Origin of the sequence: Flavobacterium denitrificans DSM 15936, assembly GCF_000425445.1 — a bacterium.
Classification (GTDB): domain Bacteria; phylum Bacteroidota; class Bacteroidia; order Flavobacteriales; family Flavobacteriaceae; genus Flavobacterium; species Flavobacterium denitrificans.
The window spans coordinates 66,422-87,396 of sequence record NZ_KE384378.1 but is presented as its reverse complement, the minus strand read 5'-3'; the positions used below and the strand labels follow the sequence as shown (position 1 = coordinate 87,396).

The following is a 20,975-nucleotide window of genomic DNA, read 5'->3' as shown; positions in this document are numbered from 1 at the left end:
CTGCTTATATCTGAAGAATCTGCGTGAATTTTTTTGCGCAAACGAAACAAAAAACTTCGCGTCTTAGCGACTTTGTGGCAATAAATCTATTGACTTATCTTGCGAACTAAACCCAAAACACGCTCAATAGTTTCATCAATTTCTTCTGAGGTTGTAAATCTTCCTAAACTAAATCGTATAGAACTCAAAGCGTTTTCATTCGATAATCCCATCGCTTTTAGAACATGTGAAGGTTCTGAAGTCACAGAAGAACAGGAAGAACCATTTGAAACTGCAATATTTCCTAGAGCCAAAATCAGTTGTTCTGAATTCACGCCCGGAAAACAGATGTTTGTAGTGTTGTAAATTCTTTCAGAAATATTTCCATTAACAAAAGAACCTTCAAATTGCAATAATCCTTTTTCTAATTGATCTCTTAATTGTGAAATTCGTTCCTGATCGCTTTTCATTTCGCTTAAAGCGATTTCGCACGATTTCCCTAAACCGATAATTCCGGGAACATTCAGAGTGCCGCTTCGTAATTTGCGTTGTTGATTGCCTCCATGAATTTGCGGTATTAGTTTAATTTTGGCTTTCACTGAAATATAAAGCGCGCCAACGCCTTTTGGGCCATAAAATTTATGTGCAGAAAAAGGCAAAAGATCAATTCCAAGTGCTTTAACATCAATCGGGATTTTTCCAACGGCCTGTGTTGCATCACACAAAAAAAGCGCTTTTTTAGAATGAGCAAGCTCAGAAATTGCTTTTATATTTTGCTGAACGCCCGTTTCATTATTCGTCATCATAATGCAGACTAACAAGGTTTTGTCTGTTACAGCTTGTTTTAAATTGGTAAGATCTAAAATGCCATTTGAAGCAGTAGCCAAATAAGTAACTTCAAAACCAATCGATTCCATAAACTCACAAGTCTTTAAAACCGCTTTATGTTCTGTTGAAACCGTCACAATATGTTTTCGGTCTTGATTTGCCAAACCTTTAATAGCCAGATTAATTGATTCTGTTGCGCCCGAAGTAAAAATGATTTCATCTTCCTGCGCTCCGATAAGTTCTGCGGTTTGCCATGCAGCATTTTCAACAGCTTCATTTACTGTCAATCCTGCAATATGAGAACTTGAAGCATTGGCATAAAAATGAGTAAAATAAGGAAGCATTGTGTCCAAAACTCGCTCATCTACACAGGTTGTAGCATTATTATCAAGATAGATGATTTGTTGTTGAGACATAATTTGGACTTAATTCAGTAAAAATACAATTTTGAAAACATTCTCCGATAATAACAAAAAATAAAATCCGCTTGAATCAGAATAGTATTTTTTCACGCAGATTTAAATGATTTGGGCAGATTCTTTTTTTATTATGGCAAAAAATCTGCGTAAATCTTTCGGCCCAATAAAAATCTGTGTGAAAAAATAGCACAAGCAAAGTAGAGAATAGTTTGTATAGTTAAAATAAAGATGAAAATTGTAATTATTCTAAATAAAGCTAATGTTTGAATTTTATAATTTTATGTGGCATAAGATTGTTAAATTTGTTAGAATAACTAAGGTGTTTCTGCTAATTTTAAAAATAGACTGAATGGCTTCTAAAAAAACAAATCAGAGTAAAGAAACTCAGGAAAATTCAAGTTCCCGCCGTGACTTTATAAAAAAATCAGGACTTTTTACCGCTCTCGCCTTTACACCGCCTTCATTGGTAATGGCATCGGAGAATAAATGGGATGAAAAAATTGCTGAATATTTAGAAACAGTGCCACTTTCTATTGAAGTAAATGGCAAAAAACACAATCTTAACATTGAGCCAAGAACGACGCTTCTTGATTTGTTAAGAGAACAATTGCAACTTACGGGAACCAAAAAGGGCTGTGATCATGGTCAATGTGGCGCGTGTACTGTACACGTAAACGGAACTCGAGTTTTATCTTGCTTGACATTGGCAACCATGCAACAGAATGCCCAAGTGACTACAATCGAAGGACTTTCGAAAGGTAAAAAACTTCACCCGATGCAGGAAGCTTTCATCAAACATGATGGTTTTCAGTGCGGTTATTGCACGCCTGGACAAATCATGTCTGGAATTGCTTGTATTAAAGAAGGTCATGCCAACAGCAGAGAAGAAATTAGAGAATATATGAGTGGAAACATTTGTAGATGTGGTGCTTATCATAATATTGTTGATGCAATTACAGAAGTGAAGGAAGGAGGGATGCTGTCATGAAAAATTTCCAAATAATTAAGGCTTTGTCAACAAATTCAGCGATATCAAGCATTAACAAAGAAAACTCAGCTAAGTTCATTGCTGGAGGAACGAATCTGGTTGATTTAATGAAAAAAAATATTGCTACGCCAGATAAGTTGGTTGATATTACTGGACTAGACTTAAAAAAGATTGAATTTTTAAGTGGAAAAGTATCTATTGGCGCTTTGGCAAAAAACAGTCAAGTGGCTGAAGATTCATCTATAAAAGAAAAACATCCTTTGTTGGCATTGGCTTTAGCGGCTGGTGCATCACAGCAAATAAGACATATGGCGACTGTTGGGGGGAATATGATGCAACGCACACGTTGTTCTTATTTTTATAATCCTGATATGCCTTGCAACAAAAGAGCTCCGAAAAGTGGTTGTGGCGCAATAGGTGGTTCAAACAGAATGGCGGCGATTTTTGGAGCATCTGAAAGCTGTATTGCAGTTCACCCAAGCGATATGTGCGTGGCTTTAGCAGCGCTTGACGCAACAGTTTTGGTAGAGGGACCAAAAGGAAAAAGAGAAATCAAATTTACTGATTTTCACCGTTTGCCGGGAAACACGCCTGAAAAAGACAATACGCTTTTGGACAAAGAACTGATAACTTCGGTTGAAATTCCAGACAATAATTTCAATAAAAATGTACATTATTTAAAAGTTCGTGATAGAAGCAGTTATGCTTTTGCATTGGTTTCTGTTGCGGCTGCTTTAAATATTCAAAACAATACAATTCAAAATGCCCGTTTAGCAATGGGCGGTGTAGCGCACAAACCTTGGAGATTGACGGAAGCTGAAGAATTTTTGAAAGGAAAAACGGTTTCAGAAACTACTTTTCGACAAGCGGCGAATTTAGCGATGAAAGGTGCAAAAAGTTACGGAGATAATGATTTCAAATTGACTCTTGGACCAAACGCTATTGTAGAAGCATTAACTATAGCATCATCTAAATAGATTAAATTATGAGCAAGACAAGTAATATAAATAGAGTAGATGGATTTGCTAAAGTAACAGGTTCTGCTACTTATTCGGCTGAATATAAAATTGATGGTGTTGTTTATGCCTGTTTGGTGGGAAGTACGATTGCAAAAGGAAGAATCAAAACGATTGATACTAAAAAAGCAGAATGGGCTCCGGGAGTTTTGGCGGTTATTACACATTTGAATGTTGACAAGCCGTCTGGATATCAAAAAGCAAAAGACAAACATAATTTTGGACAACCGCTCCAAATTTTCAAAGATGATTCAATACTGTATTACGATCAACCCATTGCACTTGTAATTGCGGATTCTTTTGAACGTATGCAATATGCTGCAAGCTTGATTAAAGCGGATTATTTGAAAGATGAGCATTCGACTGAACTTAAAAAAGCAGCAAATCAAGAAAAGAAGGTAGAAACGGATAAAGGAAATGATTATCACCGTGGTGAACACGATGGATACAAGAATGCTGAAGTCGTTTTAGAAACCGAATATACGATTCCGACGGAAGTTCATAATCCAATGGAATTGGCCAATATTATAGCAAAATGGGAAGGAAATAAACCAATTTTATATACCAAAAGTCAAGGTGTTGAAGGAACGCGCCGAAGTGTGGCTGGGGTTTTTGATGTTCCTGCTGAAGATGTTGAGGTACATGCAGAATATATTGGAGGTGCATTCGGAATGGGACTGCATACATGGCCGTATGAAATAGCGGCTTTGATTGGTGCAAAAAAACTTAATCGTCCAGTGAAATTGGTTTTGCATCGTGAACAAATGTTTACCAATGTTGGTTTCAGACCTTATACAATCCAAAAAATGGGTTTAGGCGCAACCAAAGATGGTAAACTGACAGGTTTGACGCATGAAGCTGTTGCTATGACTTCAAGCTATGAAGATTTCATGGAAGGAACCGTAAACATGTCACGTTTTATTTATGATTGTGCCAATGTTTCAACACGCTACCGAATTGTGCCGTTGGATACTTGTACGCCAATTTGGATGCGTGGACCAGGAGAGGCAACGGGGTCTTTTGCCTTGGAATCTGCAATGGATGAAATGGCTTATAAATTAGATTTGGATCCGATCGAATTTCGTAAACGCAATTATGCTGAAAAGGATTTGGAACAAAATAAACCTTGGAGCAGCAAATATCTTTTGGAATGCTATGAAGGTGGAATGGAACGCATTGGCTGGAAAAACCGTAAAAATAAACCGGGATCAGTTCGTGAAGGTGAATGGTTAGTAGGATATGGAATGGGAACTGGAACTTTTGGCTGTTATAGAAGTCCAACTTCAGTAAAAGCAAAATTTTCAGCAGACGGAAACCTAGTACTGCAATGCAGTGTAAATGATATGGGGCCAGGAACGGCAACCATGATGACGGCAATTGGTTCTGAAATTATGGGAATGCCAGTTGAAAATGTAATTATTGAAATGGGAAAAAGCGGTCTTCCGAAAGGTCCAACGCAAGGAGGATCGGCGACGACTTCATCTGTGGGTTCTGCAGTGCATGATTCTTGTAATTTATTAGTCAGTAAAATACTAGGTTTGGCTAATGAAACACCAACTTTTAAAGGAACTCCAATCACGGATCTGACTTTTGCAAATGGCGTAATTTCTTCGAAAAATAATTCAAAAACAGTTTCTTTAGCTTCGTTATTGGCGACAAATAAATTGGAAGATTTTGCTGTTGAAAATCAATCGAAAGGTACTGAAGAAGCGAGAAAATATTCTATTTATTCGTTTTCAGTCCACTTTGTAAAAGTTTTGGTTAATCCAAATATTGGAAAAATACGATTGGCCCATGTGGTTTCTTGCGCTGATATAGGAACTGTAATCAGCCAGAAAACTTCGGCGGGGCAAATGTTTGGCGGAGCGGTAGGAGGAATCGGAATGGGGCTGATGGAAGCATTGGAAATTGACCATCGTTTTGGACGTCCAATCAATAATAATTTCGCCGATTATCATGTTCCTGTAAATGCTGATATTGAAAAACAAGAAGTCTTTTTCGTCAATAAAAAAGATCCAATCAGTAACCCAATGGGAACAAAAGGTTTAGGAGAAACAGCTTTAGTTGGAATGGCGCCTGCAATTGCAAATGCTGTTTTTAACGCAACAGGAAAGCGTGTACGAGATTTGCCGATTACGTTGGATAAGATTATAGAAAACGTAAAGGTTTAAACATAAAAAAAGAGACATTGAAAAATGTCTCTTTTTTTATTTAAAATAGTCAATTTGTTATTTCACAGTGATAGGCAATTCAACCGTAGTTTTATCCCATCCAATAACTAAATTAGCCACATTGTCTTTAGTTGTAAAAGCAATAGATAAAGCTTCGATAACATCAGAAACTGGTTTAACAGGTACTGAAACTCTTACAACGTCTTTACTTTCATCGTAAGCATAACCACCCCATAAATCTAATTCTTTATTGATAATGATGGTCCATTTGTCTTTTTCTGGAATAGCAAATAAGCTGTAGTATCCTGCAGCAACTTTTTTCCCGCCAATTGTTACGTCTTTGTAGAATTTAATTTCTGTATTTTCGTTGGCACCAACTCTCCAAACTTCTCCAAATTTCACAACATCTCCAAAAATAGTTCTTCCTTTTACAGAAGGTCTTGCATAAATTACTTTAACAACCGGGTTAGGAGTATCTGTTTTTTTGAATTTAACAGCTCTGTTTGGGAAATAAGAAATATCAACCGGACTTGCATCAAGCGGAGCGAATTTCACCACATCTTGCGCCTGAACTGTAAAAGCAGCAAACAATGTAACTGCCATTAAATAAAATTTTTTCATAGGATTACAATTTTTAGAATAACTACAAAGTAAGTTAATAATGAAGAAAAATCATATAATTATGGTTGCTTTTTTTGTTAATGAATTGGTAATGGCTTATTTGCTTGAAGAATAATTCAATTGCTCCTTTTTCTTCTTTGTATACCAATCCTGCATAATGTAAAAAGCTTTCTTTTTTTCGCCCTCGTTTGAGATCAAGCCTTTACGGTTATAGCCATCTTGGATGCCAGGTAGTAATCTTTTTGGAGATCTGAAATCTACTAAAATCCAAGGGCTTGTTCCACTTAAATGTGGAATTTTCTCAATCATTTTCAAATTCTGGATGTATAAATATTCCTGATATTCCTCTGTCCAACGTTCGTTTTTTTCTCCATGGAAACCTGCTTTTGCATCTCCTCCAAATTCAGAAACAACAACGGGTTTGTTATAAGGTGTTTTCCAAAGATTCTTTTCTGCATCTTCTAATTTGCCACCATACCAGCCTAAATATTGATTAAAAGCAATAATATCAAGTGATTCGCCAATTTTATCATCAATAATACCGAATCCATCTGCATGACGAGTTAATAAAGCCGCACTGATCAATCTTGTATTATCAAGCGATTTTGTATGCGCTACTAAATTTTGAATAAAAGTATTTCTGGCATCAGAAATTGGAGTTTCATTTGCCATTGACCAGATTATAATACTAGCTCGATTTTTATCTCTTGTCATCGCAGCAGTTAATTGATCTTGGGCATTTTGATAAGTGTTTTTATTAGCGAAATCAACAGTCCAGTAAACCGGAATTTCTTCCCAAACCATTAATCCTATTTTGTCGGCTTCTCTGATAATGTTTTCGTTGTGTGGATAATGTGCCAAACGAACATAATTACAGCCTAATTCTTTTGCCCAATTCAACAAACGCAATGCATCCTCTTGTGAATTTGCGCGCCCGCCTTTTGCATTTTCCTCATGAATAGAAATCCCTCTTAAAAAGATTTGTTTTCCGTTTAACAGAATTTTGTCCTCTTGCGTTTCAATAGTTCTGAAACCAATATTATCTTTTAATTTTTTCCCGTTAAAATCTATTGTAACATCGTACAATTTTGGATTTTCTGGCGACCAATAGGAGATTTTTTTAGCAGGAATTTCAAAATTTAAGATTCCGTCAGCGCCAATTTTTCCTTTGTAATTGATTTTTAATTCCGGAATTGAAAATGAAATTGCATTTTGTGATGTATCTAAGTTGTTTATTTTGATGAAACCTGAAATAATTGATGCATTGCCTTTTTTCAACTGAATAGTATAATCTTCTACAAAAGAAGCGTCTTCTTCGATCAAAGTCACATCGCGCGTGATTCCGCCGTAATTCCACCAATCTGTGTTTACTGTTGGAACATCTTCTTTGTGACGCGTATTGTCAACTTTTATTACCAAATAATTGTCGTTTGGTTTTACGATGGAAGTGACTTCATAATTAAACGGAGTAAATCCGCCTTCATGTGTTCCTAGTTTTTTTCCGTTCAAATACACATCTGCTTTGTAATTGATGGCTCCCAGATATAAAAACAAACGTTTTTTGTCTTTTAAATCGTAATCGAAAGATTTTTTGAACCAAACATTTCCTTCGTAATATTTTAGTTCCGAAATCTGCGAATTCCAATCACTAGGAATATTTATTGTTGGTGATTTATCAAAATCATATTCAACTAATTCTTGCTTATTCACTGCATGATAATTGCTGTAAAATGCTGATTTTGGTGCTTTTCCTTGTTTGTCATATTGATCGAGATGAAAGCTGTAAAATCCAGTTTGGTAAGGATCGATAATATAATTCCAAACACCGTTTAAAGAAGTAGTATTTCGATTTGGAACGTTTGAAATCAAGCCTTGAGCAAAATTGTATAAGGATGAGGTTAGGAGTAGTGCGGTTAATAGTTTTTTCATTTTTGTAATTTGTTTATTGTTTTTGTTTTGCCCCGAAGGCACTAAGGCGAAAAAAACTTTGTGTCTTAGTGCCTTTGCGACTAATGACTTACTGTGTTGGAATCTTTAAATATTCTCCTTTAAAACTCTGGTTTAATGCTGTCATTTCAATAGGATTATTAGATCCGTCAGGAATCACTTCGATAGATGCTTTTCCATTTGCCATTTTAATAGATTCACTTCCTGTTGGTGTTCCTTGATTTTTCAATGTTATTCCGCCTTTCAGGCATTGGAAATAAACACTTTCTTCATAATCTAAGCATCGTAAATTATTGTTGTCAATCGCGATTGCTGTTACCAAATAATTACCATTTTTTAGTTTTTCTGATGATAATTGCAGCGATGTTGCTGCTTCATTCTTTTTGAAACGGTAATTCACTTTTAAGGTATCAGAAACTGTTTTTCCTTCTTTAGTCTTTCCAACGGCAACTAAAATATTTTCTCCTTTTTTGAAATTGATATCCCAAGTCAAACCATTTGCAGGATAAAGAGTTAGATTGCGTTGTTTTTCGCCTAATGATTTTCCATCTTGATACAAAGTCACTTTCTCACAATTACTAAAAACGCTGATTGTTCTTGGCATGTTTTCAGGCCCTTGACGGTCTGTCCAAGTATGGGATTCTATGTATACAAATGGTTCTTTTGCCCAATAGCTTTTAAAAACATAATAAGCATCTTTTGGCATTCCATTTCGGTCAGTCAAACCTTTTTGATTCATGTACGGAATATCATCTTCCGGACGTAATGGCGTAGCAAAATCCTTGAATGCCCATTGAATATTTCCCACAAAAGTTGGGTCATTCTCGGATATATGCAAATGCCAGTCAAATAAGTCAACGATGTAATTTTCGCTCCAATCACCAATTTGAGCAATATTTGCAACTTTGGTTTGTACTATTGCTTCTTCCCAACCTTCGGCTTTTATGATGTTTTCACCAGTGATTGGATTTTCACTGTGACGGCCTACGTGGCTGTCACCTCCATATTCAGCGTGGATAAAGTGCTTGTATTCTTTTTTATAAACGTCAATTGCTTTTTGATAGCTTTTATAACTGCCAGAATACCAACCAGACCAGATAGAAGGAGAGAAAACATCTACAATATGAGAACCTTCATAATATTTTCGGATGGCAGTTTTTCTCGTCGGATCGAGTTTGTGTGCAAGATCATTCAATTCGGTTAAAAAACCATTTGTTTTTTCTGGATTATCGCCATCAGGGAAATCAGGAAGCCAGTTCATTTCGTTTCCTAAAGACCAAATTATAATACTAGGATGGTTGTGATTTTGATTGATAATTTCGGCCAACATGTTTTTGGCATTTGTTTTCCAAACCTCATTTCCAATCCCGCCACGACACCAAGGCAATTCGTCCCAAACTAATAATCCTAATTCATCGCAAGCTTTGTAAACTTCAGGATCTTGCGGATAATGTGCCAAACGAACAAAATTTGCGCCCATTTCTTTTATAGATTTCATATCTGCCCAATGTTGCGCGTTTGTCATCGCAGCGCCTACACCAGCTTGTTCTTCATGGCGGTGTGTGCCACGAATAAGAAGACGCTTTCCATTCAAATAAAAAGGGCCGTGATCTTTGAATTCAAACCATCTGAATCCTACTTTCTCTGCAACGCTGTCTTTTATCTGATTTTTTTCAGATAATGAAGCCGTCAGTTTATACAAATTTGGATTATCTGTATCCCAAAGTTCTGGATTTTTAATGTTTTCAAAAGTGATTGTCGAAGTTTTGCCTGAAACTGAAATTGTTTTACTGGCCACTTTTTTTCCTTTCGGAGTTTTTAAAGTTACGGTTAATGATAAATCCTTTGAATTGTCTGGATTTACAATGGAAGTAATAATTTGTACCGAAGCTTTTTTAGCTGATACTTCTGGGGTTGTGATTTTTAAATTTTCAATATGATTTTTGTATTTGGAAACCAACCAAACATCGCGCGTAATGCCTCCATAAATAAAGAAATCACTTTTTTGAGACGGAATGATTTCGATATCATAGCTATTGTCAACACGAACAAAAATGTCATTATTTCCTTCTTTGATCAAATTGGTAATATCTATTGAAAAGCCAATATAACCGCCAATATGCGATCCGGCTTCTTTGCCGTTGACATATACTTTTGTGGTGACATTTGAACCTTCAAAATATAAAGAATAACGCTGATTTTCATCAATCTGAGGAATTGTTAATTTTTTTTGATACCAGCTGGCATCGCGTCTGTATCCCGGATTTAAGTCGGTTGCATCTTCGGCATTCCATGTATGAGGCAAGTTTAGTGAAACCCAATTTTGATTTTTTTGGGCTTCGCTGAGGTTTGAAGTGTGGTTTTCTAAATAAAGCCAATTGTCATTGATATTCATTTTTGTCTGAGCAAAACTGCTGCTCAGACAAATCTGAAAAAAAACAAAAAGCGTCAAGTGTAAAAATGTATTGTAGTATTTTGGTTGATAGTTCATAGATTGTAAAACTTTTTTTTAGGTTCAAAGTGACAGAGTGACAAAGGTTCAAAGGCTGAAAACCTTTGTCACTTTGTACCTCTGTACCTTTGTTACTTTTTTCCGTTACTTTTTTCTAAGCAAAGCTTCCAGAAAATAATAATCGGCATAAATTATTGGTTCGTCAATTTCATCGTGTTTGGGCCAGTTTCCTGTACTGTGATCGAGCACAAAAGGCGCTTTGATATTGGCATTCAAAATGTATTTTTCAGATTGTACAGAAGTCATTATTTTATCGGCAAAAGCCAAATAACTTTCATTTTTGGTGTAACTGTACAATTCATATAATCCTGATGCCATAACCATTGCGGCTGATACATCTCTGGCCGAATTTGGGATACTAGGGTCTTTAAAATCCCAATACGGAATTCCGTCCTCAGGCAAGTTTTTATGGGTCATAAAAAACTTTGCGGTTCCCTCGGCTTGTTTTAGATAAGCAGGATCTTTTGTATAACGGTACGACATTGTAAAGCCGTAAACAGCCCAGCCTTGTCCGCGCGCCCAAACAGAATCATCATTATATCCTTGAAGCGTTGTTTTTTTTCTAACATTGCCCGTTTTTGGATCGTAATCAACAACATGAAAACAGCTATTGTCTTCTCTAAATTGGTTTTTCAGAGTGGTATTAGCGTGCTTGATAGCGATGTCGCGATATTTTGGATTTCCTGATAGTTTTGAAGCTTCAAAAAGCAATTCTAAATTCATCATATTGTCGATGATTACAGGAAAGTCCCAAATTTCCTTGTTGAAATCCCAAGAACGAATTGAGCCTACTTTTGGATCAAATCTTGTGCATAAAGTTTCGGCACCTTTAATGATCACGGCTTCGTATTCTTTTTTGTTTTCTACTTTTAAGGCTTCTCCAAAACTGCAATATACTTTGAAACCTACATCGTGGGAATTACGATTGACGCTTTCTTTTTTGCTGAAAGGTGTCCATTTTTGAGCTTGTTCTTTGTATTTTGAATCACCTGTAAGTCGGTATAATTGCCACAGATTTCCGGCAAAAAAACCGCTTGTCCAATCTCTCGATGGCACTTTGCGAATCTCATTTGTTTTGACGTTCATGCTTCGAGGCATCGATAAAGAATCGACAGGATAATCAAGCAACATTTTGTAGCGTGTTTCCAGTAATTTTTCGGTCGCTGGAGAGACAGTTATTTTTTGAGGATTAATTCCGGATTTGCATCCTGTTGTCAGGGATGCAAACCCTAGAATCAAAGAAATGAAACTAACTTTATTCATACTACTAATTAATCTTTTTAAAAAAACCACAATAACTTGGTTTTAAATTTGGGTTTGGAATCATTTCTTTTTTTTTATTTAAATATAATTAAACTATATAAGCTCCTATGTGTCTATGTGTCAAAAATACACTTATCAAAAACACATCATTTCGAGGATTTGGTTTTTCGGTTGGTGAATTTTCATTTTTTGGTTTAAGGTTTAGGTTAGATAAAGTAGAAAAGCAAAAGACTCATTCCGATTATGATTGCAACAAATATGATTTGCAGTAATAGAAATTTGTTTTTTTGATTTTCATATCGCAAATGTATATGCCGAAAACGATATAGAAATACAAAAAAGGGTATCTAAAAATACAGATACCCTTTTTTAACCCTTTAAAACACTAGGATTGTTAAATTATGGCCGAAGATTTGTAAAATTTGTCGGCATATTGTGATGGCGTTTCGCCATACTTTTTCTGGAAACATTTACTGAAATATTTTGGGTTGTTGAAGCCCACTTTATAACTGATTTCAGATATTGTTAACTTGTCTTGTTCTAATAATTGTGCTGCGCGTTTTAACCTGATTTCATGAATAAATTCATTTGGCGTGCAATTGGTCCATGCTTTTATTTTTAAAAATAGCATGGTTCGGCTTACTCCTAATTCGGTACAGAAAAACGGAATGTCAAATTGTTCGTTCGAAATATTTTCTTCTACAATTTTAAAAGCTTTTTTCAATAATTCTTCATCCAAAGAAGAAACTGTGATTTCTGAAGGAATAAAACTGTCTTCACTCGAAAATTTGATTTTCAAACGTTCAGTCGTATTCAAAAGATTTTTTACACGAAGCCTGAATTCCATTAAATTAAATGGTTTACTGATGTAATCATCGGCACCACTTTCTAATCCTTCAAATTTATAAACTAATGAAGATCTGGAAGTCAGCAAAATAACCGGAATATGACTGGTTTTAATGTTTTCTTTGATTTTTGAACACAATTCAGTTCCTACCATTTCAGGCATAATTACATCGCTGATAATCAAGTTTGGAACAAATTTTAATGCTTTTTCTAAAGCAATTTTACCGTTTTCAGCTTCAATAATATTGTAATCTTTTTTGAGCAGATTTTTCATAAACTTTCTCAAAACCTTATGGTCTTCAACAATCAAGATTGTCTGTTTTTCTGCGTTTACAATTAAATCTTCGATATCTTCATTGTCTGCGATTTCTGAAGATTCTAGTTGTGCATTGTATTGTTCAATATCATCACTAATCTTGAAATCAGAAATAATTTCGCTGTCTAAAAGATGTTCGCGTCCAAGTGGCAAGCTCACTTTAAAGATTACCCCGCCAGTTGGTTTGTTTGTAACATCAATTTTTCCTTTGTGCAGTTCGACAATATTTTTCACAATCGAAAGTCCAATTCCGGTTCCTTTATTATAGTTTTTCTGAACTTGATTGTGCATCGGAATTTCAAAAAACAAATCAAAAATCTTGGCGATATGTTCCTCAGAAATTCCAACTCCTGAATCTTCTACTGCGATAAATAGATGCTGTTGATCCTGATTGATTTTGACATTTATGGAGCCACCTTTTGGAGTGTATCGAAAGGCATTTGAAATCAAATTATAGAAAACTCGCTCGAGTTTGTAGCGGTCAAAATACAATGGAATTTCTTCGTTTTCAGCTTCAAATGTATAATCGTAACCACCATCTTTGGCGTATTCTATAAATGACAAAAAGATTTCTTTAGTGAATTTGACAATATTTCCGTTTGCCGACTCCAGGGCAACTTGATGATTCTCTAGTTTTCTAAAATCCATTAAACGGTTAATCAAACTCAAAAGATGATTGGCACTGCCTTCAATGACCAAAAGCTTTTTGTACATCTCGTTAGTGCCATTATAATCAGCTAGAATTTGTTGTAAAGGCCCCAAAATCAAAGTCAAAGGCGTTCTGAATTCATGCGAAATATTAGTAAAGAAATCTAATTTTAGTTTGTTGTTTTCTTCAATTCGTTGTGTTTCCAAGTATTCCAATTCGAGTTTTTGTTTTAGTCGAGCTTTCGATTTCATGATCCATATCAATCCATATAACCCTAAACCAATTACAATTCCGTATAACAAAAATGCCCAAATACTTCGCCATGGAGCCGGATTTACAACAACGGTAAGCGTAGTAGGATTTTGATTCCAAACACCGTCGTTATTAGCCCCTCGGACTTCAAAAGTATACGTTCCCGGATTTTGAATAGCAAAATTTGCCTCACTGTTTTTTGTGGTGGTCCAGTTGTTCTCTAAACCTACCAAACGGTAACTGTATTGATTGTTTTTTGATCGAATGTAATTTGGAATTGCAAAACTGATCGAGAAATTGGCTTTGTCATAATCCAAAATAATGCTGTTGGTAAATCCGATGCTTTGTTCTAAAATCCCGTCTTTGTCATGTGCATTGATTATTTCGTTTTTAATTTTTAAATCGGTAATTAAAACTTGCGGTGCATGCTGATTTAGCGAAATTTTCGATGCATCAAAGAATGTTGCGCCAGATGGGCTTCCGAAGTAAAATTGATGTGAACCTAATTTTAAAGCCGAATTATCATTAAACTCATTACTTGCCAGACCATCTTTTTGGTCATAAATCATGACCGATTTTTTTAATTGGTTGTATTTTATAATTCCTTGATTCGTACTGATCCATAAGTTTTTATCAGCATCTTCTAAAATAGAATGAATAGAAGTAATGACCGTATTTCCAACTTTAAGATTAACGTGGTTGAATTTTTTTCCGTCAAAATAATGCAATCCTTTTGCTTTTGTTCCCACCCAAATTTTCTTTTGGCTGTCCTGAAACAAAGTCAAAATGTCATCGCCTGCTAAAGCTGAATGATTGTAAAAGAAATGCTGAATCGCGTATTTTTGCGGATTGAAATTTTGAAGCGGTATGCGATTGAGCCCATTTTGTGTTCCAACCCAAAGCGAATTTTGTTTGTCAACCAAAATGGTGCGAACAATATTATTGGTCAGAAAAACAGGCTTTGTATTGTCATTTCCAATAGTTTCAAAAGTCTTGTCTGATGTATTGTATCGAATTAAGCCTTTCCCAAAAGTTCCAATCCATAAAATTGAACCTTCGGTTTTGAGTGAATAGACACCAGTTTCTTTTAATGAAGCCATTAAATCCGAAGAAATTCGATTGTCTTCAATTCTTTTTGAAATCGTATTATAAGCCGATAAACCTTTTGAAAAAGTTCCAATCCATAAAATATGATCATCAGATAGACACATGGCTTTGATGTCATTTTTATTAGATTGTCCCGTTTTGCTATTGATGTAGCTTACAGCTTCACTATTTTTATTGTAGATGGTTATACCTCCGCCTTCGGTTCCAAAATAAATATTCTGGTTTTTATCAGCAATTATCGAACTCACAACATCAAAACCCATCGGGATTTTTTTGGAAGTCTGATTGTAATTGGAGAAATTCACATTTGAAATGTCCCAAAGATTTACTCCTTTGTAATAACAGCCAATCCAAATCGAACCTTTTCGATCCATAAAAACTGATTTTACTTTGTCGATCCCGGTGCTATTGTTGCTGTTATTGATTTCCTGCAGACTTTTATCTTTTCCTAAAATGTAAATTCCGTCATAGGCGCCAATCCATAAAGAACCTTGATTATCAATTACTAAAGATCGAATGTCCGTATTTATTTCACGGAATTTTTCTTCTGATAAAAAAGGAATATAAGACTTTTGCTTTTGATCAAACTTCAAAAGTCCTTTATTTTTAGTTCCAACCCATAAATTGCCATCTTGAGATTCTATAACCGATTGCACAGTCAATAAATCGACAGGATTTAAAGGATAATTTTTAAAAGCTAATTTTCCGTTTTTTCGGTTTGTCAATTGGCATAAACCTTTTGTCGTTCCGATCCAGATTTCGCCTTTTTTGGTTTTTAGAATACTTAAAATATTATTGCTGGGCAGGGTAGAAGCATCATTATCAGAATGAAAAACTGAAGTAAAAGCACCCGTTTTTTTGTTGTAAATTGTTAAGCCTTTTGAAGTTCCAAACCACATTTCGCCATCAATTTCTTTTATGGTCCAAACAGCATTATTGCTGATTGTATGATTGGCTTTTGTATGAAGATATCTTGTAAAACGGTTTGAAACCGGATCATAACAATTGAGACCGTTGTAAGTTCCTACCCAGATTTTTCCTGAACTGTCTTCTTCAATGGCTAAAATATCATTATTGCTGATTGAATATTTGTCAGAAACATCATTTCGGAAAATCGTGAATCGGCTTCCGTCATATTTATTAAGACCGTCGCGCGTTCCAAACCACATTTGCCCAAATTTATCCTGATGAATGGCAATAACCGAACTCTGCGAAAGCCCATCAGTGGTTGAGAAATTTTTAAGACGGTATTTATTTTGGGAAAATAAATTTCCTGAAATAAAAACTAAAACTAGAAAGACGCTCGTGTATTTCATAGCATTTATTTTTAGGTTAGAGTTAGAAAGGTTCAAGTGGCAAAGTGGCAAAGGCTCAGAGGTTCCAAGTTCAAGTAAAGAAACCTTTGTCACTTTGTAGCTCTGTGCCTTTGTACCTATTTTAAGCGTTTATTTAATTGATAATCATATAACGAAGGTGCTTTTTCTATTGAGGTGTTTAAAAATTCAATATAGGGATCGACGTCGTATTTGATTTCAAATTTTGTATTTCCGTGAACACCAATAATTCTTGCAAAAGCACCATCTTTCATTCCGTACAATAAAACTGGTTTTGATGCATCTGGATTTTCGACCTGAACATTTAAATTCCAAAATGTACTGAAAGGCGCATGCGATGGCTTCCAATATTCGGCACCGCCACCGCCAAATATGGCGTAGCTATTGTTTTTATTGGTTTTTAAGTGAACTATGATGTTGTCAAATAAATTTTGATGATTTGCTCCAGAATGCTGATCTAAAACGGGATCAGTAAATATTTCGCAGTTTTGGTAAACGTTTTTAGTTGCAAAAGTGTTGAAACTCAAAGTATGAACAGCTGCATTATAAATTTTAAGATTTTTTACCAGTATATTATGTACACCTCCCAAAGTAACTGTATAATGCGCTAAATGTGTTCCGTCAGTCGTGATGTCTTGAATTGTGGTATTGGCCACTTCTTCTGCCAAAATACCGCTGTCAGCATTGGTAATTTTTACATCTTTGACCCAGCTGTTAAAAAGACGCGTCAAGAAAATTCCGTTATTTCCCGGTTCAACATGATGCGCAACTCTTGGAATATCAGGAAAAGTAAAGCTAAGATGTTCAATTCCAACTTCATTTAAATGTTTCCATTCTACCAATTGCGCTTGATAACTTGGTTTAATCGAAATGGTTAAAGGCGTTTTTAAAGTGATTTTTGAACCCGATATTTTTGTGATTTCAACTTGTTGCCTCACAATTGGAAGTTTTGGGTATTTCCAATGATGAGAACCCGGTTTTACGTTTGCTCCTTGGTACAAGTCTTTTACAATTTCGCCATTTTCTCCATCTTTATTAAACAATTGCAATTCGACAACATCGCCAACTTTCAAATCTTTTATATCCGAAACTGAAATAATATGTTCGCCCATTTTTCCAGAACTAACTTTCGCCAAAGGATCCGATTCAGGTTCGTATTTGTCCAAATAAGATTTTACACGTTCGCCCGGAACTTGCGTCCAAATAAATCCACCAGACCAAGCATATTGAGAAAAAGGCAAGTCAATATTGTTTTCAGGTTCGCGTTGTCTTTTGTCCAGAGTTGTAAGATATTCACGCAATTCTGCCAAAGCACCAGAATCTTTAAGGTACATCATTGGTCTTGGACAATAAATCTCAGTACCATTTTCATTAGAACCCGCACCGCGAAGCACAAAATTGCTTCTTTCGATATAGAGAATTTCGCTTAGGATAATTCTTCCAGCCGGTAATTGCAGAATCACATTTCCGTCAACATCATTTGCTGCTTTGAAAGCTTTTAAAAGCGCTTTTGAATCGTCTAAATTATCATTTGCTTTAACTCCAAAGTCTGCTGCGTTGATAATTTTTCCGCTTGCTTCAGGAATTTGGCGTTCGCCGAAATGATAACCCGCATAACTAAAATCAGGCAGATAATTTGTTTTTGAGGTAATGATTTGAGGTAATTCCTGAGCCATTGTAATATTTACAACCAGACTGCAAAAGGTAAAAATGGCTGAACGAATCATGGTTTTTTTGTGGTTTTTTGTTAGTTAGTTTTTTTTTTGTGGTTTTGCCGATAAGGCGCTAAGACACAAAGTTTTTTCATTAAGGATCTAGAAAAACTTTTTCACGCAGATTCTGCAGATTTTAGCTGATTTCCGCAGATATATATTAAATCTGCTAAAATCTGCGTGAAACAAAAAATAAAAAACTTGGTGTTTTAGCGCCTTCGTGGCAAACTTATTATAAAGATCTCTTAATCCCTAATTCAAGTCCACGCAACTCTGCAAGACCTCTCAAACGGCCAATTGCAGAATATCCTGGATTTGTTTTTTTCTTCAAATCGTCCAACATTTGGTGTCCGTGATCTGGACGCATTGGCAATTTGCTGTTATTTCTTTTTTCAACTTCGAGAATCGCTTTTACAACTTCGTACATATCAACGTCGCCTTCTAAATGATTGGCTTCGTAAAAACTTCCTTCTTCATCGCGTTGCGTGCTTCTTAGGTGAATAAAATTCATTTTATCACCATGACGTCTTACCATTTCCGGCAAATCATTATCAGCACGAACGCCGTATGAACCTGTACACATTGTAAATCCGTTTGATTTTGAAGGAGCGGCATTCATTAATTCGATCAAATCTTCTTCGGTGCTCACAACTCTTGGCAAACCTAAAATCGGGTAAGGAGGGTCGTCCGGATGAATGGCCATCAAAACGCCTTTACTTTCCGCAACCGGAATGATTTCTTTTAAAAAATGAAAAAGATTATTTTTTAAAGCTTGTCTGTCAATATGATTGTAAGCACTTAATGTAACCAAGAAATCTTCAACCGTATATGCCTCTTCCGCACCCGGAAGTCCAGCCAAAATGTTTTGTTGCAATTTGATTTTGTCTTCTGCAGTCATGGCTTCAAAATAGCTTTTTGCTTTTTGAATCTGCGCTTCAGAATATTCTTTTTCTGCACTGGGTCTTTTCAAAATAAACAATTCAAAAGCGGCAAAAGCATTAATGTCAAAACGCAAAGCTTTAGAGCCGTCTTCAACAGTATAGGATAAATCAGTTCGCGACCAATCTAAAACCGGCATGAAATTGTAGCAAACGCATTTGATGCCACATAGAGCCAGATTGCGAATACTTTCCTTATAATTTTCAATATATTCTAGATATCTTCCAGTTTGTTTTTTGATGTCTTCATGAACCGGAATACTTTCTACAACAGACCACGTTAAGCCCGAAGGCCCTTTTTTAGGATCACCGTCTTCGTGTTCAATTTCAACTTTTCGTTTAATGATTTCCTCGATACTCCAAACTTCGCCATTTGGAATATGATGTAAAGCAGTCACAATTCCGGTTGCTCCTGTTTGTGCAATATCTTGTAAAGAAACTGGATCATTTGGCCCGAACCATCTTAATGTTTGTTCCATCTTTTATTGTTTTTTCCCTGCAAGGTTTTCAAAACCTTGTAGGTTTAATTAGTAACTTTTATAAATTAAAATACCTACAAGGTTTTGAAAACCTTGCAGGAGCAGAGAAATATTAGATGCTAGTTGCAGCAAAACCGCCATCTACTTTTAATACAGTTCCAGTAACGAATTTTGACATGTCGCTGCATAAATATAAAAGCGCGCCGTCAATGTCTTCTGGAGTTCCAAACCGTCCCATTGGCGTTTGACTAATTATTTTTTCGCCTCTTGGCGTAAGGTTTCCGTCTGGAGTAAGCAACAAGGCACGGTTTTGCTCGCCAATGAAGAAACCAGGAGAAATAGCATTTACACGAATGCCTTCCCCATATTTTGAGGCAAGTTCAACCGCCATCCATTGTGTGAAATTGTCAATTGCCGCTTTTGAAGCTGAATAACCCACAACTCTTGTCAAAGGTCTTTGTGCCGATGCTGATGAAATGTTGATGATATTCCCTTGTTTTTGTTTCGCAAAAAGGGCTGAAAAAACTTGAGATGGAAGTATTGTTCCAATGATATTCAAATCAATTACTTGTTGTAAATCTTCCGTTTTCATGTCATAAACCGCTTGATCTGGCTGGATAGTTGCGCCGGGCATATTTCCGCCAGCTGCATTGATCAATATATCCAGACGGCCGTATTTTTCAACGATATGATCTCTTACTTTTTCTACCTCTTCTTTGTTTAAAACATTAGCTTGAAAAGCAAAAGCTTGACCGCCGTGTTCTTCGATTGTTTTTACTGTATTTTCTGCTTTTTGAAGCGATTGAGAAACGATTCCGACAATAGCGCCTTGTTTAGCCAAAACATTAGCAAAGTTACTTCCAAGTACGCCGGCACCCCCAGTTATAAGCGCAATTTTTCCTTTTAAATTAAATATTGAATCCATGTAGTTATAATTGTTTTCTAGTAGTCTGAATAATATCTAAAACAGTTCTTGTTTCCTTTTCTATTGTTGCATAATCTTCTTCGATCATACGTTTTTTAGTAATTAATTTGCTTCCCAATCCAACTGCAGCAACGCCGGCTGTAAACCAGCTTTGAATACTTGCATGAGTTGTATCAACACCACCAGTAACCATAAAAGTCAAATTAGGAAATACCTCTTTGATGCTGCTCATGAAATCTGGCCCAAGAATATTTCCCGGAAAGAGTTTTATGAATGAAACGCCCGCATTTTCGGCCGCAATAATTTCTGTTGGCGTCATGCATCCAGGCGCGTATAATAAGTTGTTGCTTTTTAAAAAAGACGCAACTTCTGGAACAAAGCCAGGACTGATGAAAAAGTCAGCGCCAGCAAGATGAAAATCTTTTGCTAGCAATTCGTTTTTAATGGTTCCAATTCCTAAAAGCATTGCGGGCATTTCGGCATTTCGTACTTCAACCATTTTTTTGAAATTCGATAAAGCTTCTGAACCACGGTTTGTATATTCGACTGCTCTGATTCCAGCTTTGTATAAAGCACGAAGCACTTCAATACTGATCATTTCATCAGTATTGAAATACAAAGGTAGCACACCTTGGTTTGCAATAATTTCTATTGCATTTTGAATAGATTTCAT

13 protein-coding genes are annotated in these 20,975 nt (G+C 35.8%); 3 read left to right on the top strand and 10 right to left on the bottom strand.

What is annotated here, in order from left to right; translation table 11 throughout:
* Positions 1-86: 86 nt before the first annotated feature.
* Positions 87-1,223, bottom strand: coding sequence for a cysteine desulfurase family protein (locus H600_RS0117075; RefSeq protein WP_035108730.1), 1,137 nt, complete (start codon positions 1,221-1,223; stop codon positions 87-89).
* A 352-nt stretch (positions 1,224-1,575) separates the two neighbouring features.
* On the opposite strand from H600_RS0117075, the gene H600_RS0117065 reads away from it, so the two are divergent.
* From H600_RS0117065 to H600_RS0117055, 3 genes are read left to right on the top strand one after another with little or no spacing between them, the layout of a single operon-like run.
* Positions 1,576-2,214 (top strand): (2Fe-2S)-binding protein, encoded by a 639-nt coding sequence (locus H600_RS0117065; protein WP_026729923.1) that lies wholly within the window; start codon positions 1,576-1,578, stop codon positions 2,212-2,214.
* Positions 2,211-3,191 carry an FAD binding domain-containing protein gene (locus H600_RS0117060; protein ID WP_026729922.1) on the top strand — a complete coding sequence of 327 codons (981 nt, stop codon included), beginning with the start codon at positions 2,211-2,213 and terminating at the stop codon, positions 3,189-3,191. The genes H600_RS0117065 and H600_RS0117060 overlap by 4 nt, the downstream gene beginning before the upstream one ends.
* A gap of 8 nt (positions 3,192-3,199) precedes the next feature.
* Complete coding sequence (locus H600_RS0117055) at positions 3,200-5,401, top strand: xanthine dehydrogenase family protein molybdopterin-binding subunit (protein ID WP_026729921.1); 2,202 nt, start codon at positions 3,200-3,202, stop codon at positions 5,399-5,401.
* Between the two features lie 57 nt (positions 5,402-5,458).
* Here H600_RS0117055 and H600_RS0117050 read toward each other — a convergent pair whose 3' ends face one another.
* The 9 genes from H600_RS0117050 to H600_RS0117005 form a co-directional block, all read right to left on the bottom strand.
* Entirely contained in the window at positions 5,459-6,022 is a 564-nt protein-coding gene (locus tag H600_RS0117050; RefSeq protein ID WP_026729920.1) for a DUF2911 domain-containing protein, read from the bottom strand.
* A 96-nt stretch (positions 6,023-6,118) separates the two neighbouring features.
* On the bottom strand, positions 6,119-7,951 hold the full coding sequence (locus H600_RS0117045; RefSeq protein ID WP_035108763.1) for a glycoside hydrolase family 2 protein: 1,833 nt from the start codon (positions 7,949-7,951) through the stop codon (positions 6,119-6,121).
* 88 nt (positions 7,952-8,039) lie between these two features.
* A complete protein-coding gene (locus H600_RS0117040) occupies positions 8,040-10,460 on the bottom strand; it encodes a glycoside hydrolase family 2 protein (RefSeq protein ID WP_035108729.1) in 2,421 nt (806 codons plus the stop codon).
* A gap of 105 nt (positions 10,461-10,565) precedes the next feature.
* Positions 10,566-11,744, bottom strand: a complete 1,179-nt coding sequence (locus tag H600_RS0117035) for a glycoside hydrolase family 88 protein (protein WP_026729917.1) — start codon at positions 11,742-11,744, stop codon at positions 10,566-10,568.
* A gap of 394 nt (positions 11,745-12,138) precedes the next feature.
* Entirely contained in the window at positions 12,139-16,230 is a 4,092-nt protein-coding gene (locus tag H600_RS0117030) for a two-component regulator propeller domain-containing protein (protein ID WP_026729916.1), read from the bottom strand.
* A 116-nt stretch (positions 16,231-16,346) separates the two neighbouring features.
* Complete coding sequence (locus H600_RS0117025; RefSeq protein WP_026729915.1) at positions 16,347-17,975, bottom strand: hypothetical protein; 1,629 nt, start codon at positions 17,973-17,975, stop codon at positions 16,347-16,349.
* Positions 17,976-18,192: 217 nt separating this feature from the next.
* Positions 18,193-19,377 (bottom strand): mannonate dehydratase, encoded by a 1,185-nt coding sequence (gene uxuA / locus H600_RS0117020; RefSeq protein ID WP_026729914.1) that lies wholly within the window; start codon positions 19,375-19,377, stop codon positions 18,193-18,195.
* A 112-nt stretch (positions 19,378-19,489) separates the two neighbouring features.
* Entirely contained in the window at positions 19,490-20,302 is an 813-nt protein-coding gene (locus tag H600_RS0117010; RefSeq protein WP_026729913.1) for an SDR family oxidoreductase, read from the bottom strand.
* 4 nt (positions 20,303-20,306) lie between these two features.
* Positions 20,307-20,975, bottom strand: a complete 669-nt coding sequence (locus H600_RS0117005; RefSeq protein ID WP_026729912.1) for a bifunctional 4-hydroxy-2-oxoglutarate aldolase/2-dehydro-3-deoxy-phosphogluconate aldolase — start codon at positions 20,973-20,975, stop codon at positions 20,307-20,309.